The following is a 15703-nucleotide window of genomic DNA, read 5'->3' as shown; positions in this document are numbered from 1 at the left end:
GCGCGCGCGAGCTCGCGCTGGACGCGCTCGTCCGCGTCGCGACGAGCGGCGCGTACAGCAACCTGCAGCTGCATCACGCGCTGCAGGAGGCCGAGCTGTCGCGCGCCGACGCCGGGCTCGCGACCGAGCTCGTCTACGGCACGCTGCAGCGGCAGCTGACGCTCGACCGCTGGCTGCGCCAATTCGTGGCCAAAGGCTTCGCCAAGCTGGAGCCATGGGTGCTGTCGCTGCTGCGGATGAGCCTGTACCAGCTCGTCTACCTCGACCGCGTGCCGCCTCATGCGGCGGTCAACGAGGCGGTCGAGATCGGCCGCCGTCGCGGACATGCCGGCATCGCGGGCATGCTGAACGGCGTGCTGCGCAGCGCCGTCCGCCAGCTGCCGCAGCTCAAGGCGGAGGACTTCGCCTCCGAGCCGGATGCCGCGCGGCGGCTGTCGCTGCGTCATTCCTACCCGGAATGGCTGGCCGAGCGGTGGATCGCGGCATACGGCGAGGACACAGCCGAGGCGATGATGAGCGCCGGCAACGAGGCGCCGCAGGGCAGCCTGCGCGTCAACCGGCTGCGGCTCTCGCCGCAGCAGGCGCTGGAGCGGCTGCGGCAGGCGGGGCTCGACGCCCGTCCGTCCGCCGCCGCCCCATGGGCGGGCGTCGTCGTCGACCGCGGCGGCAATTTGGCCGGCACGGACGGCTATACGGAGGGGCTCTGGTCGATCCAGGACGAGAGCTCGATGATCGTCGCCGCCGCGGCCGCGCCTCAGCCCGGCTTCCGCGTGCTCGACTGCTGCGCCGCTCCGGGCGGCAAGTCGGCGCATCTCGGCGAGCTGATGGACGGGCGCGGCGAGATCGTCGCCAACGACCTGCATCCGCATAAAAAGGCGCTCGTCGAAAGCCAGGCCGCCCGCCTCGGCCTCGGCCTCATCCATGCGGTCGCCGGCGATGCGGCGGAGCTGCCGGAGCATTTCGCGCCCGGCTCGTTCGATCTCGTGCTGCTCGACGCTCCATGCTCCGGCCTCGGCGTCATCCGCCGCAAGCCGGAAATCAAATGGACCAAGTCGCCGGCCGACATCGAGGCCATCGCCGCCGTCCAGGAGCGTCTGCTGGACGCGGCGGCCGAGCTCGTGAAGCCCGGCGGCACGCTGCTCTACAGCACCTGCACGATCGCCGGCGAGGAGAACTCCGCGCAGATCGCTTCCTTCCTGGAGCGGCATCCGGCGTTCGCGCTCGATCCGGCCGGCTGGCCGGAGTCCGTGCTCGCTCCTCTGCGCGCCGCCGGCATCGGCGACGCGGATGCCGGCCGCTTCGACGGCTCGCTGCAGCTGCTGCCGCATCATTTCGGCAGCGACGGCTTCTATATCGCCCGCTTGCGCCGGGGAGATCACCGCTAGCCTTCCTCGCTCCGACCGTCGGAGCGAGGTTTTTTTTGCGCGCCTGAGGCCGCGCGCCGGCGCCGCAGCCGTCGCTTTCCGCGCTCGCGAACCGGTTCGCGAGCGCTTTTTCATTGGCGCCTTGGAGCGGTTTATATTAAACTATCGTAAAAGGAAAGCTCGCGAAGACCGCTTACAGGAGAAGATGCGCATGAAGAGCAAGTTCCGCCGGAGCATCCGATATTTGTCCACGCTGCTCGGCCTTTACGGTTTCGGCATGATCATTCATTTCTATATCCAGGCCTCGGCGCTCGGCTTCGACGCCGGCGCCGCCTGGGACTGGGCGGCCGGACAGCTGCCGATGTTCTTTTGGGGCAGCACGTTTTTCTTTTTCCTGCTGTGCGGGGCGGCGGCCTTGTTCCGCAACGTGTACGGAGGCTCGCTGCTCGTCGGCGCCGTCGCCGGCCTGACCGGCCTGGCCGTCTACGAAAAGATGAAAGCGACCGGGGAGCCGCTGTTCCCTTGGGATCTCATGCAGCTGAAGAACATGTCCGAGATGGTCTCGATGGCCGACGGCCTGTTCTCGCCGGTCGTGCTCATCCTCACCGCGCTCGTGCTGGCCGGCCTCGGCTGGCTCATCTTCAAGCTTCCGAAGCTGCGTTTTCCGCTCGTGCTGCGCGTCGCGCTCGCCGCCGCGTCGATCACGGCGGTCGCGCTGTTCGTGCAGACCGCAGGGGGCAAATATCCGGCGCTGCTCGACAAGCTCAGCTACCAGAACATTTTCTGGGATCAAAAGGCGAACTACCGCTACAACGGGTTCGTGCTCGCCTTCGCCTCCAACCTGAACCAGACGCTGATCGACGAGCCGGAAGGCTACGGGAGGGAGGCGGTGGAGGCCATCGCGGAGCGCTACGGCTCGCTGCCCGAGGCTCCGCCGGCGGCATCGCCGTCCGAGCCTCCGAACATCGTGTTCGTCATGAACGAGGCGCTGTTCGACGCGACGCGGCTGACGGAATACAAGCTCGCCGAGGATCCGCTGCCGTTTTGGCATGGCGCGCAGCAGTCCCGGCCGTCGGGCTACGTCCTTTCTCCTGAATTCGGCGGCAGCACGGCGAACGTCGAGTTCGAGGCGCTGACGGGGCTGTCGATGTCGCTGCTTCATGACGGCGCGGTGCCGTTTCAGCAAAATCTGACGAAGCAGACGGATCTGCCCTCGGTCGTGAGCATCCTCAAGAGCCGGGGCTACGACGCGCTCGCTCTCCACCCGTACGACAAGACGTTCTACAGCCGCAACCAGGTCTATCCGATGCTCGGCTTCGAGCGGTTCATCGGGCAGGACGACATGAAAAACCGCGAGTGGCTCGGCTCGCGCAGCTATTTGTCCGACATGGCGGCGATGAAGGAAGCGGCGCAGGAGCTGGAGAAGGCGGACGGCAAGCCGCTGTTCCTGCATCTGGTCACGATGCAGAACCATTACCCGTATACGAACAAGGAGATCCACGGCGGCAACTCGATCGAGGCCGAAGGCGTCGATCCGGCGCTGAAGGACCAGCTGGAGACGTACGTCGAGGGCATCAAGCAGACGGACGGCGCGCTCCGCTACCTGAACGAAGCGATCCAGAAGTTGGACCGGCCGACGCTCGTCGTGCTCTGGGGCGACCATCTGCCGGGGCTTCCGGCGAAAATCTACGAGGATGCCGGCTGGACCGACGAGCGCCTGCGCCATGAGACGCCGCTGCTGCTGCTGGCCAACTACGAGCTCGGACGCGAGCCGCTCGGGACGATCAGCCCGTCGTTCGCCGGACCGCTCGCGCTGCGTTATGCGGGACTTCCGCAGCCGGCTTTTTACAAGCTGCTCGAGGCGGTGCGGCAGCAGCTGCCCGGCCTCGGCAAAAAGGTGACGCTGGGCGCCGGAGGCGCGGCGCTCGACAAGGCGGCGCTGACGGAGGAGCAGCAGCGCCTGCTGGACGACTACCGCATGATCCAGTTCGACCTGCTCGAAGGCCAAGGGTACGCCAAGGAGCTGCTGTTCGGGGAAGGAAGCTAAGGCGGGAGCAAGGATGGACGGAGCGGCGGCTCCGTCCTTTCTTGTTGCGCCGGGCCGTCTCGAGCCGGCTTCTTCCGCCCGTCCTCGCGCGGGCGGCCAGCGGCAGCGAGCCCGGGCCAGGCATGGCTGTGGTCTTGGAATGGACGTTTGTGGTAAACTAGAGCGACGAGCGTCCTGCGGAGGCAGTGCCGGACGGCGCTCCAAGAACGATGAAATGAGATGAAGCATTGAGATGAAAGCATTCGATCAGCCTTATATCGTGGAAACACCCTTTATATATGACTATTCCCTGGATCAACTGCAGGACTGGATGAAGGAGCAGGGAGAGCCCGCCTTCCGGGCCGGCCAGCTGTTCGACTGGCTCTATGTCAAGCGCGTCTCCTCGTTCGACGAGATGACGAACCTGCCGAAGCCGCTGAGGGACAAGCTGGCGGCCTCGTTCCAGTTCATCACCCTGAACGAGATCACCCGCTTCGAGTCCAAGGACGGCACGGTCAAGTTCCTGTTCGGCCTGCATGACAACCATGCGATCGAGACGGTCATCATGCGCCACAACTACGGCAACAGCGTCTGCGTCACGACGCAGGTCGGCTGCCGGATCGGCTGCACGTTCTGCGCCTCGACGCTCGGCGGCCTCAAGCGCAACCTGACGTCGGGCGAGATCGTCGCGCAGGTCGTCAAGGCGCAGCAGATGCTCGATCCGGAGGATCAGCGGGTGTCGAGCATCGTCATCATGGGCTCCGGCGAGCCGTTCGAGAACTACGAGGCGACGATGGCGTTCCTGCGCATGATGATCCATCCGAAGGGACTGAACATCGGCCAGCGCCACATCACCGTCTCCACGAGCGGCATCGTGCCGAGCATGTACAAGTTCACGGAGGAGAACACGCAGATCAACCTCGCGATCTCGATCCATGCCCCGAACGACGAGCTGCGCTCCAAGCTGATGCCGGTCAACCGCCGCTATCCGTTCCAGGAGGTCATCGACGCCTGCCGCAACTACATCGCCAAGACCGGGCGCCGCATCACGTTCGAGTACGCGCTCATCGGCGGCACGAACGACCGTCCCGAGCATGCGCAGGAGCTCGCCGAGGTGCTGCAGGGCATGCTTTGCCACGTCAACCTCATCCCGGTCAACCATGTGCCGGAGCGCAAGTACGTGCGCACGCCGCGGGAGGATATTTTCGAGTTCCAGCGCATTCTCGAGAAAAACGGCATCAACGCGACGATCCGTCGCGAGCAGGGCCATGACATCGCCGCTGCCTGCGGGCAGCTTCGAGCGAAACATATGGAACTAACGTAACGAGGTGACGGGATGTTGACAGTGAACCGCAGTGATATCGGCCGCATCCGGATGGCCAACGAGGATCGTTCCTGGGCAGGCGTGACGGCCGGAGGGCTGACGCTTGCGATCGTGGCCGACGGCATGGGCGGCCATCAGGCCGGCGACGTCGCCAGCCAGCTCGCCGTCGACGCCTTCCGCGAGGCGATGGAGCCGCTTCCGGCGGGGGTATCCGCCGACGAGGCGAGCCGCATGCTGCAGGAGGCGATCCGGCGCGCCAACGAGGTCGTGTACGACATGGCGTCCCGCAACGAGCAGTACCACAACATGGGCACGACGGTCGTCGCGGCCCTGTTCGTCGAGGACAGCCGCCTCATCCTCGGCCATATCGGCGACAGCCGCGCGTACCGGATCTCGGAGCAGGGCATCGCCCAGCTGACCGAGGACCACACGCTCGTCAACGAGCTCGTGCGCTCCGGCCAGATCAGCTTCGAGGAGGCGGCCCATCATCCGCGCCGCAACGTGCTGACGCGGGCGCTCGGCACCGACGAGGAGGTGGAGCTGGACGTCCGGATGCTCGACTGGCAGCCGGGCGACATCCTGCTGCTGTGCAGCGACGGCCTGAGCGGCATGCTGGACGACAGCGAGCTGCTGCAAGTGGCGGGAGAGGCCGGCCTGAGCCTCGAGGCCAAGGCGGACCGCCTCATTTCGCTCGCGCTCGCCGCCGGCGGAGACGACAATATCACGGTAGTCCTGATGCAATCCGGCGCCGCAGCGGACGGGGAGGAGTGAGGACTTCATCATGATCGGAAGAGAACTAGGGGGCCGCTACGAGATTCTGACGCGCATCGGCGGCGGGGGCATGGCGCTCGTCTACAAGGCCCACGACCTGCTGCTCAGCCGCAACGTCGCGGTCAAGGTGCTGCGGCAGCAGTACGTGCACGACGAGGAGTTCATCCGCCGCTTCCGGCGGGAAGCCCAGTCGGCGGCGGCGCTGTCCCATCCGAACGTCGTCAGCATCTACGATGTCGGCCAGGAAGAAGAGATCCACTATATCGTCATGGAATGCGTCGACGGCCAAAACCTCAACGAGGTCATCCAGGAGCGCGCGCCGCTCCAGGCGGACGAGGCGGTGCGCATCGCGGCGCAGATCGCCGACGCCCTCGACCATGCCCATCAGAACCATATCATCCATCGGGACATCAAGCCGCACAATATCCTGATCGGCAAGAACGGCCGCGTCAAGGTGACGGACTTCGGCATCGCGCGCGCCGTCACCTCGTCGACGATCACCCAGACGGGCTCCGTCATCGGCTCGGTGCATTACTTCTCGCCGGAGCATGCCAAGGGCGTCAGCGCCGGCGAGAAGTCCGACATCTACTCGCTCGGCATCGTGCTCTATCAGATGGTGACCGGCAAGCTGCCTTTCCTCGGAGAGAGCCCGATCAGCGTCGCGCTCAAGCATCTGCAGGAGCCGCTGGAGGATCCTCGCACGGTCAATCCGCTCGTGCCGCAGAGCGTCGAGAACATCATCATCAAGGCGCTGCGCAAAAATCCGTCCGAGCGCTACCGCTCGGCGGGCGAGATGCTGGAGGATCTGGAGACGGCGCTGTCGCCTGCGCGCCGCAACGAGCCGAAGCTGCAGTTCGGCGGCGGCGACTTCGACGAGACGCGCGTCATGCCGGCGATCCGGCCGGGCCTCGGGCTCAAGGAGCCGGTCCGTGCGGGCGCAGAGCCTCCTCCGCTGCCGGAGGACGGACATGCGACCGCTCGCCAGGAGGCCGTCGACGAAGAACAGGACGAGGAGCCGGCGCGCCGGCGCGGCTGGGTGAAGCCGCTCGTCATCGTGCTCTCGACGCTGGCCGTGCTGGCCGCCGTCTACGGCGTGTTCCGGCTCGTCTCCGGCTCGCTCGACGTCGCGGAGGTCGACGTGCCTTATGTCGTCGGCATGACCGAGACGGACGCCAAAGCCGCGCTCGAGGCGAAGGGGCTGCTGCTGGAGGAGCCGTCCATCCGGGCGTTCAAGCCGGACGTGCCGAAGGATCAGGTATTCGCCCAGTCCAAGTCCAACATGCGCGTGAAGACCGGCTCGCGGGTCAGGCTGTCGATCAGCGACGGGCCTGAGCTCAAGCAGCTCGGGGACTACAAGGGGCAGAAGGCCTCCGACGTCGTCGCGGCGCTTCGGGCGCTCGGCGTCCCGGAAGGATCGATCCGCCTGAACGAGGTCGCCGACGATTCGGCGGAGCCGGGCGTCGTGCTGAGCCAGGAGCCGGGCGCGAACAGCCAGCTTGATCCGCTCGTCGATACGGTGACGCTGACCGTCAGCAAAGGTCCGGAGACGGTGAAGATGCCGGATCTCGTCGGCAAGACGACCGAGGAGGCCCGCAAGCTCATCGCGGACGCGGGCTTGCAGCTTCGAGAAGACAACATCGTCAAGGAAGGCAGCTACAGGCCGGAGGGCGAAGTGCTCTCGCAGTTCCCTTACGATGCCGGCAGTCCGGCCCGCAAGGGCGAGCAGGTGTCGATCACCGTCAGCTCGGGCCTGCCGAAGGACGCGCTGGAGTACACGTTCGACCTGCTCATCTCTCCGGCTCGGGCCGGCAAGGCGAGCGAGATCCGCATCGTCTACACCGACGCGACCGGCAAGGACATCGAGGCCCACAAGCGCGCGATCAAGGATACGCGCAGCTTCCCGGTGAAGGTCGTGCTCGCGCCGAACACGGAGGCGTTCGTCAGCGTCTACCGCGACGGCCAGCTCGCCGACACGTTCTCCCGCACATACGACGAGGTGAAGAGCGGCGCCGACAGCGGCCCGACGACCGTGCCGGGCTCCGAGCCGAGCCCGCCGCCTGTCGCCTCGCCGGAAACGAGCCCGTCGGCCGATCCGAACGCGGCCGCGAGCCCCGACGGGCAGAGCGACGGCCAGGAGACCGCCTTCGGCAGCGGCGACGGGGAGGACGGACACGATGACTAAGGACGGCTCGGCCCGCGAGGGCCAAGGACTCATCGTCAAAGCTCTGAGCGGCTACTATTATGTGGCGGAGGACGGCGGCTCGGAGCAGCCGATCCAATGCCGCGCGCGCGGCATCTTCAAGAAGCGCGGCGAGTCGCCGCTCGTCGGCGACCGCGTCGACTTCAGCGTCAGCGGCACGGGAGAAGGCACGGTCGAGGCGATCCATCCGCGGACGACGGAGCTCGTGCGGCCGCCGGTCGCCAACGCCGATTTGGCCGTGCTCGTCTTTTCGGTCACGGAGCCTTCGCTCAGCCTGACGCTGCTGGACAAGTTCCTCGTCCACATCGAGCATGCGGGACTGGAGGCGGTGCTCTGCCTCAGCAAGCAGGACTTGTCGGAGGAGGGCCGCAAGGAGGCGATCGAGGCGGCGGAGACGGTGCAGCGGATCTATGGACGCATCGGCTACCGGGTCATCGGTACGAGCTCGCGTCAAGGCTCCGGCCTCGAGGAGCTGCGCGGGACGCTCGAAGGGCGGCTCGCGCTGTTCGCCGGACAGTCCGGCGTCGGCAAGTCCTCGCTGCTCAACGCGCTGCTGCCCGGGCTCGAGCTGGAGACGAGCGAGATCAGCGCCCGGCTCGGCCGCGGACGGCATACGACCCGGCACGTCGAGCTGGTGCGCGTCGGCAGCGGCTATGTAGCGGATACGCCGGGCTTCAGCCAGCTCGATTTTCAGGAGCTCGGCATCGAGGACCTCGGCTACGGCTTCCGCGAGTTCCGGGCGCTGTCCGCAGGCTGCAAGTTCCGGGGCTGCACGCATACGCATGAGCCGGATTGCGCCGTGCTGGCGGCGCTGGCGGCGGGCGAGGCGGCGCAAAGCCGGCATGACAGCTACGTCCAGTTCCTGGGCGAGATGAAAGAGAAAAAGCGGAGGTACTGACCATGACCATCATCGCACCCTCGATTCTATCCGCTGATTTTGCCAAGCTCGGCGATGAGATCGCCGCGATCGAGCAGGCCGGCGCCGACTGGATCCACGTCGACGTCATGGACGGCCGGTTCGTGCCGAACCTGACGTTCGGCCCGCCGGTCATCTCCGCCGTGCGGGGAGCGACGAAGCTTCCCTTCGACGTGCATCTGATGATCGAGCAGCCGGAGCGCAGCATCGCCGATTACGCGGCGGCCGGCGCGGACCGCATCACCGTGCATCTCGAGGCTTGCACGCATCTGCACCGCACGCTGCATCAGATCAAGGAGCTCGGGCTTCCGGCCGGAGTCGCGATCAATCCGGGGACGCCGATCAGCCTGCTGGAGCCGGTGCTGGAGGATGTCGACCTCGTGCTCGTCATGACGGTCAATCCCGGCTTCGGCGGCCAGTCGTTCATCCCGTACTCGCTGCAGAAGCTGCGCGACCTGCGCTCGCGGCTGCACGAGCGCGGCCTGAGCGGCGTCTCCGTCCAGGTGGACGGAGGCATCAATCCGTCGACCTCGGCGCTCGTGCGCGAGGCCGGCGCGAACGTGCTCGTCGCCGGCAGCTTCGTCTTCGGCCATCAGTCGCCTGCCGCGGCGATCGCCGCGCTGAGGTAGGCCGGATGAGAGAGAGGCTGAAAACCATCGCGGTCGTCGCCGGCTACGCGCTGCTCGGCGGAGCGCTGCTGGCGATGTTCGTGCTCGTCCAGAGCATGCTCCGCTTCGTCTTCTCGCTGATCGCGCTTTGGCTCGGCGTGCGCTTCTTCCGCAGCCACGAATCGCTCTGGCGCCGCATCGGCTTTGTCGTTTCCGCGCTCGTTTTCTTCTTCCTGATCGTGCTGTTCGTCACGATGGTGATGTTCATCCGCGACGGCATGCCGACCGCGCCCTAGCGGCTTCACGGCCGGGACGAGGCAGCGGAGCGCCGGCATGCGGCGCCTTCTCGCCGGCAACTTGGGCTCGGCCCCCGGAATAGGACATCGCGGGTCCGCATAGGATGGTTACATGAACCTAGGTTCTTGTAGCCTTTTTTGCTTTCGAGGGAATGGGCCCGTGCGGCCTGAAACGGGGATGAACATGCAGGCCCGGCAGTGCTGCCCGTCAACGATCAGCGATCTCGAGGAGGGATGAAGCATGAAGTTCTATACGATCAAGCTGCCGAAGTTTTTGGGCGGATTCGTCAAGGCGATCCTGAACACCTTCCAGAAAAGCTGAGCGATGGCGACTGCGGCTGCCGGCCGCCCGACTTTCGATCCCGAGCGTCAGAGAGCGCCGCGCCGGCACGGCGCACGCTCTTTTTCGCGTGCCGCGGCAGGGGCAAGCCGCGGCAGGGCGAAAAAAAACAGCGTTCCTGCCGTCTGGTGAACGGCGGAACGCTGTTTTTGCGGTTATACACGAGTGACTTTGCCGGATTTCAGTGCGCGGGTGCTGACCCAAACGCGTTTTGGCTTGCCGTCGACCAGAATGCGGACCTTCTGAACGTTGACGCCCCAAGTGCGGCGGTTGCGGTTATTCGCGTGGGAAACATGGTTTCCTGTGCCGGGTGCCTTACCCGTAACGAAGCATTTGCGAGACATGCAGTACACCTCCTTTGCAGCTTGCAGGTTGCAAGTACGAAACCGAAGGATTCCGTAGGCAAACATACTTGGTTATCTTATCATAGAACGTCCGTCTCATCAACCATCGTTTGGCAGGAGACGCGGGCGGGAAAACGGCGCAAATACGCGAAAACGGAAGAGAACGGCGTTTCAGACTTCATAAACGGCTCCGTTTATAGTACAATGAAGGTCAGTCCCGGCCAAATCGGGGCTTTGGGCGCAGTCGGCATCAGCCGAACGGCCCGCAGAGAAGGAGCGTGTGACCGGCCATGCCTATGCAGCTTGCCAACGAATTAGGTAAAATCAACGTAACAGACGATGTAATCGCCGTCATCGCGGGCTCGGCGGCGCTGGAATGCTACGGCCTTGTCGGCATGGCATCCCGCAAGCAGCTCAAGGACGGAATCGCCGAATTGCTGAAGCGGGACAACCTCTCGAGAGGCGTCGAGGTGCGGCGCGAGAACGAGGAGACGCATATCGACCTGCACATCATCGTCGGCTACGGCACCCGGATTTCCGAGGTTGCCCACAACATCCAGACCAAGGTCAAATACGTACTGAATGAAGTGATCGGCCTGAAGGTCGACCATGTCCATATTTTTGTCCAGGGCGTGCGGGTCATCCGTTAGTCAGGAAGGGGAAATTTTGCTTGGGAAAGCGCTTTATTAATGGTTCGGACTTCGCCGGTATGGCTTTGCTCGGTGCGGAGAAGCTGCAGCGCGGCGCGGAGCGCGTCAACGCTCTGAATGTATTTCCCGTTCCGGACGGCGATACGGGAACGAACATGAACTTAACGATGGCCTCGGGGGTGCGCGAGCTGCAGAGCAAGCGCTCGGACTCGGTCGGCCGTACGGCGGAGGCGCTGTCCAAGGGACTGCTGATGGGCGCTCGCGGCAACTCCGGCGTCATTCTGTCCCAGCTGTTCCGCGGCACGGCCAAGGCGCTGTCCGGACTCGACGAGGCCGACCCGAGCCAATTCGCGGCGGCGCTCCAGCAAGGCGTCGACATGGCCTACAAGGCCGTCGTCAAGCCGGTGGAGGGCACAATCCTCACCGTCGCGCGCGAGACGGCGCGGCATGCCCAGCAGGCCGCCCGCCGGGCGCCTGACATGGAGTCGCTGCTGCAGGAGGTGTACGCGGCGGCGAACGAATCGCTGCAGCGCACGCCGGAGCTGCTGCCGGTGCTCAAGCAGGTCGGCGTCGTCGACTCCGGAGGCCAGGGCCTCGTGCTCATTTACGAAGGCTTTCTCGAGTACCTCGCCGGCAGCCCGGCGGAGACGGGCGACACGGCGAGCGAGGCGGCTCCGGCGGAGTCGTTCCGCTACCTGGCGGACGCTCCGCGCGCCGCCGAGCCGGCCAGGCCGTCCATCCCTTCCGCGGGTGGCAATGCCCAGGCCCAGCTGTCGACGAGCGAGATCGAGTTCTTCTACGACATGGAGTTCTTCATCAAGCGCCGGCTCGCGCCTCCGGGAGCTCCGGCGTTCGACGAGGACGCGTTCCGGCGGGCGCTCGCCGTGGACGGGGACTCCATCATCGTGATCGCCGACGACGAGATCGTCAAGGTGCACGTGCATTCCCGCCGTCCCGGCGACGTGCTCAACCTGGCGTACCAGTACGGCGAGCTGACCGAGCTGCATATCCTCAACATGCGCGAGCAGCATCGGGAGATCGTCGGCGAGGAGATCGACTTCAGCGCTCTCGGCTCCGACCTCGCGCCGGATGAGGCGCTGGCCGTCGCCGAGGTGCTGACCGGCGCCTCGCCGCAGGGCATCGCCGAGGCCGCTTATGAATGGGCGCCGTACGGCATCGTCGCGGTCGCGATCGGCGACGGCATCTCCGGCATTTTCAGCGACAACAACGTCGACGTCGTCCTCTCGGGCGGCCAGACGATGAACCCGAGCACGGAGGACTTCCTCAAGGCGATCGACTCGCTGCCGGCGGAGCATATCTTCCTGCTGCCCAACAACGGCAACATCATTCTGGCGGCGGAGCAGGCGGCCGAGCTGTCCGAACGCTCCGTATCCGTCATCCCGACCCGCACGGTGCCCCAAGGGCTCGCCGCCGTGCTCGCCTTCAAGGAGAGCGAGACGCCGGAGCGCAATACGGCCCTCATGGCCGGCGCCGCGGAAGCGGTCCGCTCCGGCAGCGTCACCCAGGCGGTGCGCCAGACGGAGATCGACGGCGTCGAGGTGCAGGAGGGCGACTACATCGGCATCGTCGAAAAACGGATCGTCATCTCCGAGCCGGACCTCCAGGAAGCGTGCCGCGGCCTCATCGGCCAGCTGCTCGAGAACGGCGGAGACCTGCTGACGATCCTCACCGGCGAGGGCTCCGAGCCGTCCGGCACGGACGAGCTGGCGAGCTGGGTCTCCGAGACCTATCCGGACATCGAGCTTGAAGTGCATGAGGGCGGACAGCCTCTTTATCCGTATTTATTCGCCCTCGAATAATCGAAGCCGCGCCGCTGGAGCGGCATATCATTCCTTGCGTTCCCCGACAGCGGGACGCAGGGCCGTGGAGGTAGCCCTATGACTCAGGTTCGCATCGTAACCGACAGCACGTCGGATATTCCGGAGGAGATCCGAAGGGAGCTCGGCATCGAGATGGTGCCGCTGCAGGTCCTGTTCGGCACGGAAGCCTTTCTGGACTCGATCACGCTGAAGTCGGAGGCGTTCTACGACAAGCTGGTCGAATTCAGCGGCCTGCCGACGACCTCCCAGCCGTCGCCGGCCGACTTCATGGCCGTCTACGAGCGGCTGCTGGACGAGACGCCGGACGCGCCGATCCTCTCCATCCATCTGTCCTCGCAGTTCAGCGGCACGTACCAGTCGGCGCTGCTCGCGAGCACGATGCTCGAGCGCGAGGCGGACATCGCCGTGTTCGACTCCCGTTCGGCTTCCTGCGGCATCGGCATGCTCGTCATCCGCGCCGCGCAGATGGCCCGCGAGGGCAGCTCCAAGGACGAGATCCTGGCCGAGATCGAGCGCATGCGCAGCGAGACGGAGCTGTACTTCCTCGTCGACACGCTCGAATACCTCCAAAAAGGCGGACGGATCGGCAAGGCTTCCGCACTCATCGGCTCTATCCTAAATATCAAGCCGATCCTGACGATCGACCCTACCGGCGTGATCACGCCGGTAGACAAGGTGCGCGGCTCCAAAAAAGCGATCCAGCGCATCGTCGACATGCTTCGCGAGAAGTTCCCGCCGGAGCAGCCGGTCGCCGTTCACTTCGCCTGGACGCATCAGAGAGGCTCCGCTCTGGACCTGCAGGAGGCGATCACGTCGAGCTTCAACGTGCAGTCGACTTCCATCACGACGCTCGGTCCGGTCGTCGGCGCCCATGTCGGTCCCGGCACCGTCGCCGTGTTCATGCACCGCAAATGAATCCTCCATCTGCCCTGCCGGAATCCGTTCCGGCGAGGCAAATCAAAGGCGTGAGCGCTCCGAAGGAGCAGGAGCTTCACGCCTTTGGCATCTATACCGTGCTGGATCTGCTGAACTACTTCCCGTTCCGCTATGAGGACTACCGGCTGCGCTCGCTGGCCGAGGTCAAGGACGGGGAGAAGATCACGATCCAAGGCATCGTGCGCGGCCTGCCGATGGTCGCCCGCTTCGGCAAGGGCAAGACGCGCATCACCGCGAAGACGGAGGCGGACGGGCAGCTGATCACCGCCGTCTGGTTCAACCGCATGTTCATCAAGGACCAGCTGCAGCTCGGTCGGGAAATTACGCTGACCGGCAAGTGGGATGCGCGGCGCATGCAGATCACCGTCACCGATTCGGAGTTTCCGGACAAGGGAACGGCCAAGACCGGCACGCTGCAGCCGGTCTATTCCGTCGGCGGCACGATCACGCAATCGTGGATGCGCAAGACGATTCGCCAGGCGCTGGAGCAGTTCGGGCCGCTGCTGGAGGAGAACCTGCCGGAGCGGCTGCTGCGCAAATACCGCCTCATGCCGAGAAGCGAGGCGGTCTATCACATCCATCATCCCGACGATCCGAAGGACGGCCAGGGCGCGCGGCGGCGGCTCGTCTACGAGGAGCTGTTCCTGTTCCAGCTCAAGCTGCAGGCGTACCGCATGCTGAACCGGCGCAAGGCGGACGGCATCGTGCATCGCGTCGATCCGGAGATCATCCGGCAGTTCGCGGCCTCGCTGCCGTTCGAGCTGACCGATGCGCAGAAGAAGGTCATCAACGAGATTCTCGCCGACATGCGCCAGCCGTCGGCGATGAACCGGCTGCTGCAGGGCGACGTCGGCGCCGGCAAAACCGTCGTCGCCGCGATCGCGCTGCTCGCCGCCGTCAAGGCGGGCCATCAAGGCGCGCTCATGGTGCCGACCGAGATTTTAGCCGAGCAGCATATGCGCTCCTTGACGCGCCTGTACGAAGGGACGGGGCTGCAGACGGCGCTGCTGACAGGCAGCGTCAGCGACAAGAAGCGCCGGGACCTGCTCGCCGGCCTGCAGATGGGGCTGATCGACGTGCTCATCGGCACGCATGCGCTCATCCAGGACGATGTGGAATTCCGCTCGCTCGGCCTCGTCGTCACCGACGAGCAGCATCGCTTCGGCGTCAACCAGCGCAGCGTGCTGCGGCGCAAGGGGCCGAGCCCGGACGTGCTGACGATGACGGCGACGCCGATTCCGCGGACGCTGGCGATCACGGCGTTCGGCGACATGGACGTCTCGACGATCAAGGAGCGGCCGAAGGGGCGCATCCCGATCCAGACGTACTGGGTCAAGCACGGCATGATGGACCGCGTGTACGGCTTCATCCGGCGCGAGATCGACGGCGGCCGGCAGGCGTACGTCATCTGCCCGCTCATCGAGGAATCGGAGAAGCTCGACGTGCAGAACGCGATCGACCAGTTCGTGCAGCTGCAGCAGGCGTTTCCCGATCTGCGGATCGGGCTGCTGCACGGGCGCATGACGGCATCGGAAAAGGACGAGGTCATGGCGGCGTTCGCCGCGGCGGACGTGCAGGTGCTCGTCGCCACGACGGTCGTCGAGGTCGGCGTCGACGTGCCGAACGCGACGCTCATGATCATCATGGACGCGGAGCGCTTCGGGCTGTCGCAGCTGCATCAGCTGCGCGGCCGCGTCGGACGCGGCGCCCATGCGTCGTACTGCGTGCTCGTCGCGGATCCCAAGACGGAGACCGGCAAGGAGCGGATGGCGGTCATGCAGGAGACCGACGACGGCTTCGAGGTGGCCCGCCGCGATCTGGAGCTGCGCGGACCGGGAGATTTTTTCGGCACCAAGCAAAGCGGCATGCCGGACTTCAAGCTGGCCGACATGGCGGCGGACTTCGCCGTGCTGGAGGCGGCCCGCGAGGACGCGGCGGAGCTGGCCGCCGAGGACGGATTCTGGACGGAGGAGGAATATGCGCCGCTGCGCGCGATCCTCGCCAAGGATCCGATTTTCCAGGGCAGCCAGCTCGACTGAATCGGCATGGACGAATGCGGAGGAGGCAACTCCGGGCAGACGAGGGCA

Annotated in this window: 13 protein-coding genes and 1 pseudogene; 13 read left to right on the top strand and 1 reads right to left on the bottom strand. The window is 65.7% G+C overall.

Annotated elements, in window-relative coordinates; genetic code table 11:
• Nucleotides 1–8 precede the first annotated feature (8 nt).
• The 9 genes and pseudogenes from rsmB to spoVM all read left to right on the top strand — a co-directional run.
• Nucleotides 9–1385, top strand: a pseudogene (gene rsmB / locus NYE40_RS14165) (16S rRNA (cytosine(967)-C(5))-methyltransferase RsmB); the annotation flags it as partial.
• A 190-nt stretch (nucleotides 1386–1575) separates the two neighbouring features.
• Nucleotides 1576–3411 carry an LTA synthase family protein gene (locus tag NYE40_RS14160; RefSeq protein ID WP_164820190.1) on the top strand — a complete coding sequence of 612 codons (1836 nt, stop codon included), beginning with the start codon at nucleotides 1576–1578 and terminating at the stop codon, nucleotides 3409–3411.
• Nucleotides 3412–3643: 232 nt separating this feature from the next.
• Nucleotides 3644–4714 carry a 23S rRNA (adenine(2503)-C(2))-methyltransferase RlmN gene (rlmN, locus tag NYE40_RS14155; RefSeq protein ID WP_339278581.1) on the top strand — a complete coding sequence of 357 codons (1071 nt, stop codon included), beginning with the start codon at nucleotides 3644–3646 and terminating at the stop codon, nucleotides 4712–4714.
• Between the two features lie 12 nt (nucleotides 4715–4726).
• On the top strand, nucleotides 4727–5485 hold the full coding sequence (locus tag NYE40_RS14150) for a Stp1/IreP family PP2C-type Ser/Thr phosphatase (protein WP_028596892.1): 759 nt from the start codon (nucleotides 4727–4729) through the stop codon (nucleotides 5483–5485).
• Between the two features lie 10 nt (nucleotides 5486–5495).
• Nucleotides 5496–7667 (top strand): Stk1 family PASTA domain-containing Ser/Thr kinase, encoded by a 2172-nt coding sequence (gene pknB / locus NYE40_RS14145; RefSeq protein WP_339278580.1) that lies wholly within the window; start codon nucleotides 5496–5498, stop codon nucleotides 7665–7667.
• On the top strand, nucleotides 7660–8583 hold the full coding sequence (gene rsgA, locus NYE40_RS14140) for a ribosome small subunit-dependent GTPase A (protein ID WP_101809286.1): 924 nt from the start codon (nucleotides 7660–7662) through the stop codon (nucleotides 8581–8583). Before pknB ends, rsgA begins: the two co-directional genes overlap by 8 nt.
• A gap of 2 nt (nucleotides 8584–8585) precedes the next feature.
• Nucleotides 8586–9230 (top strand): ribulose-phosphate 3-epimerase, encoded by a 645-nt coding sequence (gene rpe / locus NYE40_RS14135; RefSeq protein ID WP_101809285.1) that lies wholly within the window; start codon nucleotides 8586–8588, stop codon nucleotides 9228–9230.
• Between the two features lie 5 nt (nucleotides 9231–9235).
• Nucleotides 9236–9505: a hypothetical protein gene (locus tag NYE40_RS14130; RefSeq protein WP_028596888.1), complete on the top strand. Its 270-nt coding sequence runs from the start codon at nucleotides 9236–9238 to the stop codon at nucleotides 9503–9505.
• Between the two features lie 241 nt (nucleotides 9506–9746).
• A complete protein-coding gene (gene spoVM / locus NYE40_RS14125) occupies nucleotides 9747–9827 on the top strand; it encodes a stage V sporulation protein SpoVM (protein ID WP_040711006.1) in 81 nt (26 codons plus the stop codon).
• A 173-nt stretch (nucleotides 9828–10000) separates the two neighbouring features.
• On the opposite strand, the gene rpmB is transcribed toward spoVM, so the two are convergent.
• Nucleotides 10001–10189, bottom strand: coding sequence for a 50S ribosomal protein L28 (gene rpmB, locus NYE40_RS14120; RefSeq protein WP_048748286.1), 189 nt, complete (start codon nucleotides 10187–10189; stop codon nucleotides 10001–10003).
• 290 nt (nucleotides 10190–10479) lie between these two features.
• On the opposite strand from rpmB, the gene NYE40_RS14115 reads away from it, so the two are divergent.
• The 4 genes from NYE40_RS14115 to recG all read left to right on the top strand — a co-directional run bounded on the left by NYE40_RS14115 (nucleotide 10480) and on the right by recG (nucleotide 15655).
• Entirely contained in the window at nucleotides 10480–10839 is a 360-nt protein-coding gene (locus NYE40_RS14115; protein ID WP_028596887.1) for an Asp23/Gls24 family envelope stress response protein, read from the top strand.
• 59 nt (nucleotides 10840–10898) lie between these two features.
• On the top strand, nucleotides 10899–12659 hold the full coding sequence (locus tag NYE40_RS14110; RefSeq protein ID WP_052332838.1) for a DAK2 domain-containing protein: 1761 nt from the start codon (nucleotides 10899–10901) through the stop codon (nucleotides 12657–12659).
• A gap of 78 nt (nucleotides 12660–12737) precedes the next feature.
• Complete coding sequence (locus NYE40_RS14105; RefSeq protein WP_101809284.1) at nucleotides 12738–13595, top strand: DegV family protein; 858 nt, start codon at nucleotides 12738–12740, stop codon at nucleotides 13593–13595.
• Nucleotides 13592–15655, top strand: coding sequence for an ATP-dependent DNA helicase RecG (gene recG / locus NYE40_RS14100; protein ID WP_101809283.1), 2064 nt, complete (start codon nucleotides 13592–13594; stop codon nucleotides 15653–15655). Before NYE40_RS14105 ends, recG begins: the two co-directional genes overlap by 4 nt.
• Nucleotides 15656–15703: the final 48 nt, after the last annotated feature.

It is taken from the genome of Paenibacillus sp. FSL W8-1187, assembly GCF_037965485.1.
GTDB lineage: Bacteria > Bacillota > Bacilli > Paenibacillales > Paenibacillaceae > Paenibacillus_O > Paenibacillus_O pasadenensis.
Note: the sequence above shows the minus strand (reverse complement) of the source record. Positions and strands in the feature narration are given on the sequence as shown.

Coding starts and splice junctions, on each gene's coding strand:
- spoVM (WP_040711006.1), top strand. CDS start 9,747: ATGAAGTTCTATACGATCAAGCTGCCGAAGTTTTTGGGCGGATTCGTC.
- NYE40_RS14105 (WP_101809284.1), top strand. CDS start 12,738: ATGACTCAGGTTCGCATCGTAACCGACAGCACGTCGGATATTCCGGAG.
- NYE40_RS14130 (WP_028596888.1), top strand. CDS start 9,236: ATGAGAGAGAGGCTGAAAACCATCGCGGTCGTCGCCGGCTACGCGCTG.
- NYE40_RS14110 (WP_052332838.1), top strand. CDS start 10,899: ATGGCTTTGCTCGGTGCGGAGAAGCTGCAGCGCGGCGCGGAGCGCGTC.
- recG (WP_101809283.1), top strand. CDS start 13,592: ATGAATCCTCCATCTGCCCTGCCGGAATCCGTTCCGGCGAGGCAAATC.
- rpmB (WP_048748286.1), bottom strand. CDS start 10,189: ATGTCTCGCAAATGCTTCGTTACGGGTAAGGCACCCGGCACAGGAAAC.
- rsgA (WP_101809286.1), top strand. CDS start 7,660: ATGACTAAGGACGGCTCGGCCCGCGAGGGCCAAGGACTCATCGTCAAA.
- NYE40_RS14160 (WP_164820190.1), top strand. CDS start 1,576: ATGAAGAGCAAGTTCCGCCGGAGCATCCGATATTTGTCCACGCTGCTC.
- rlmN (WP_339278581.1), top strand. CDS start 3,644: ATGAAAGCATTCGATCAGCCTTATATCGTGGAAACACCCTTTATATAT.
- NYE40_RS14150 (WP_028596892.1), top strand. CDS start 4,727: ATGTTGACAGTGAACCGCAGTGATATCGGCCGCATCCGGATGGCCAAC.
- rpe (WP_101809285.1), top strand. CDS start 8,586: ATGACCATCATCGCACCCTCGATTCTATCCGCTGATTTTGCCAAGCTC.
- NYE40_RS14115 (WP_028596887.1), top strand. CDS start 10,480: ATGCCTATGCAGCTTGCCAACGAATTAGGTAAAATCAACGTAACAGAC.
- pknB (WP_339278580.1), top strand. CDS start 5,496: ATGATCGGAAGAGAACTAGGGGGCCGCTACGAGATTCTGACGCGCATC.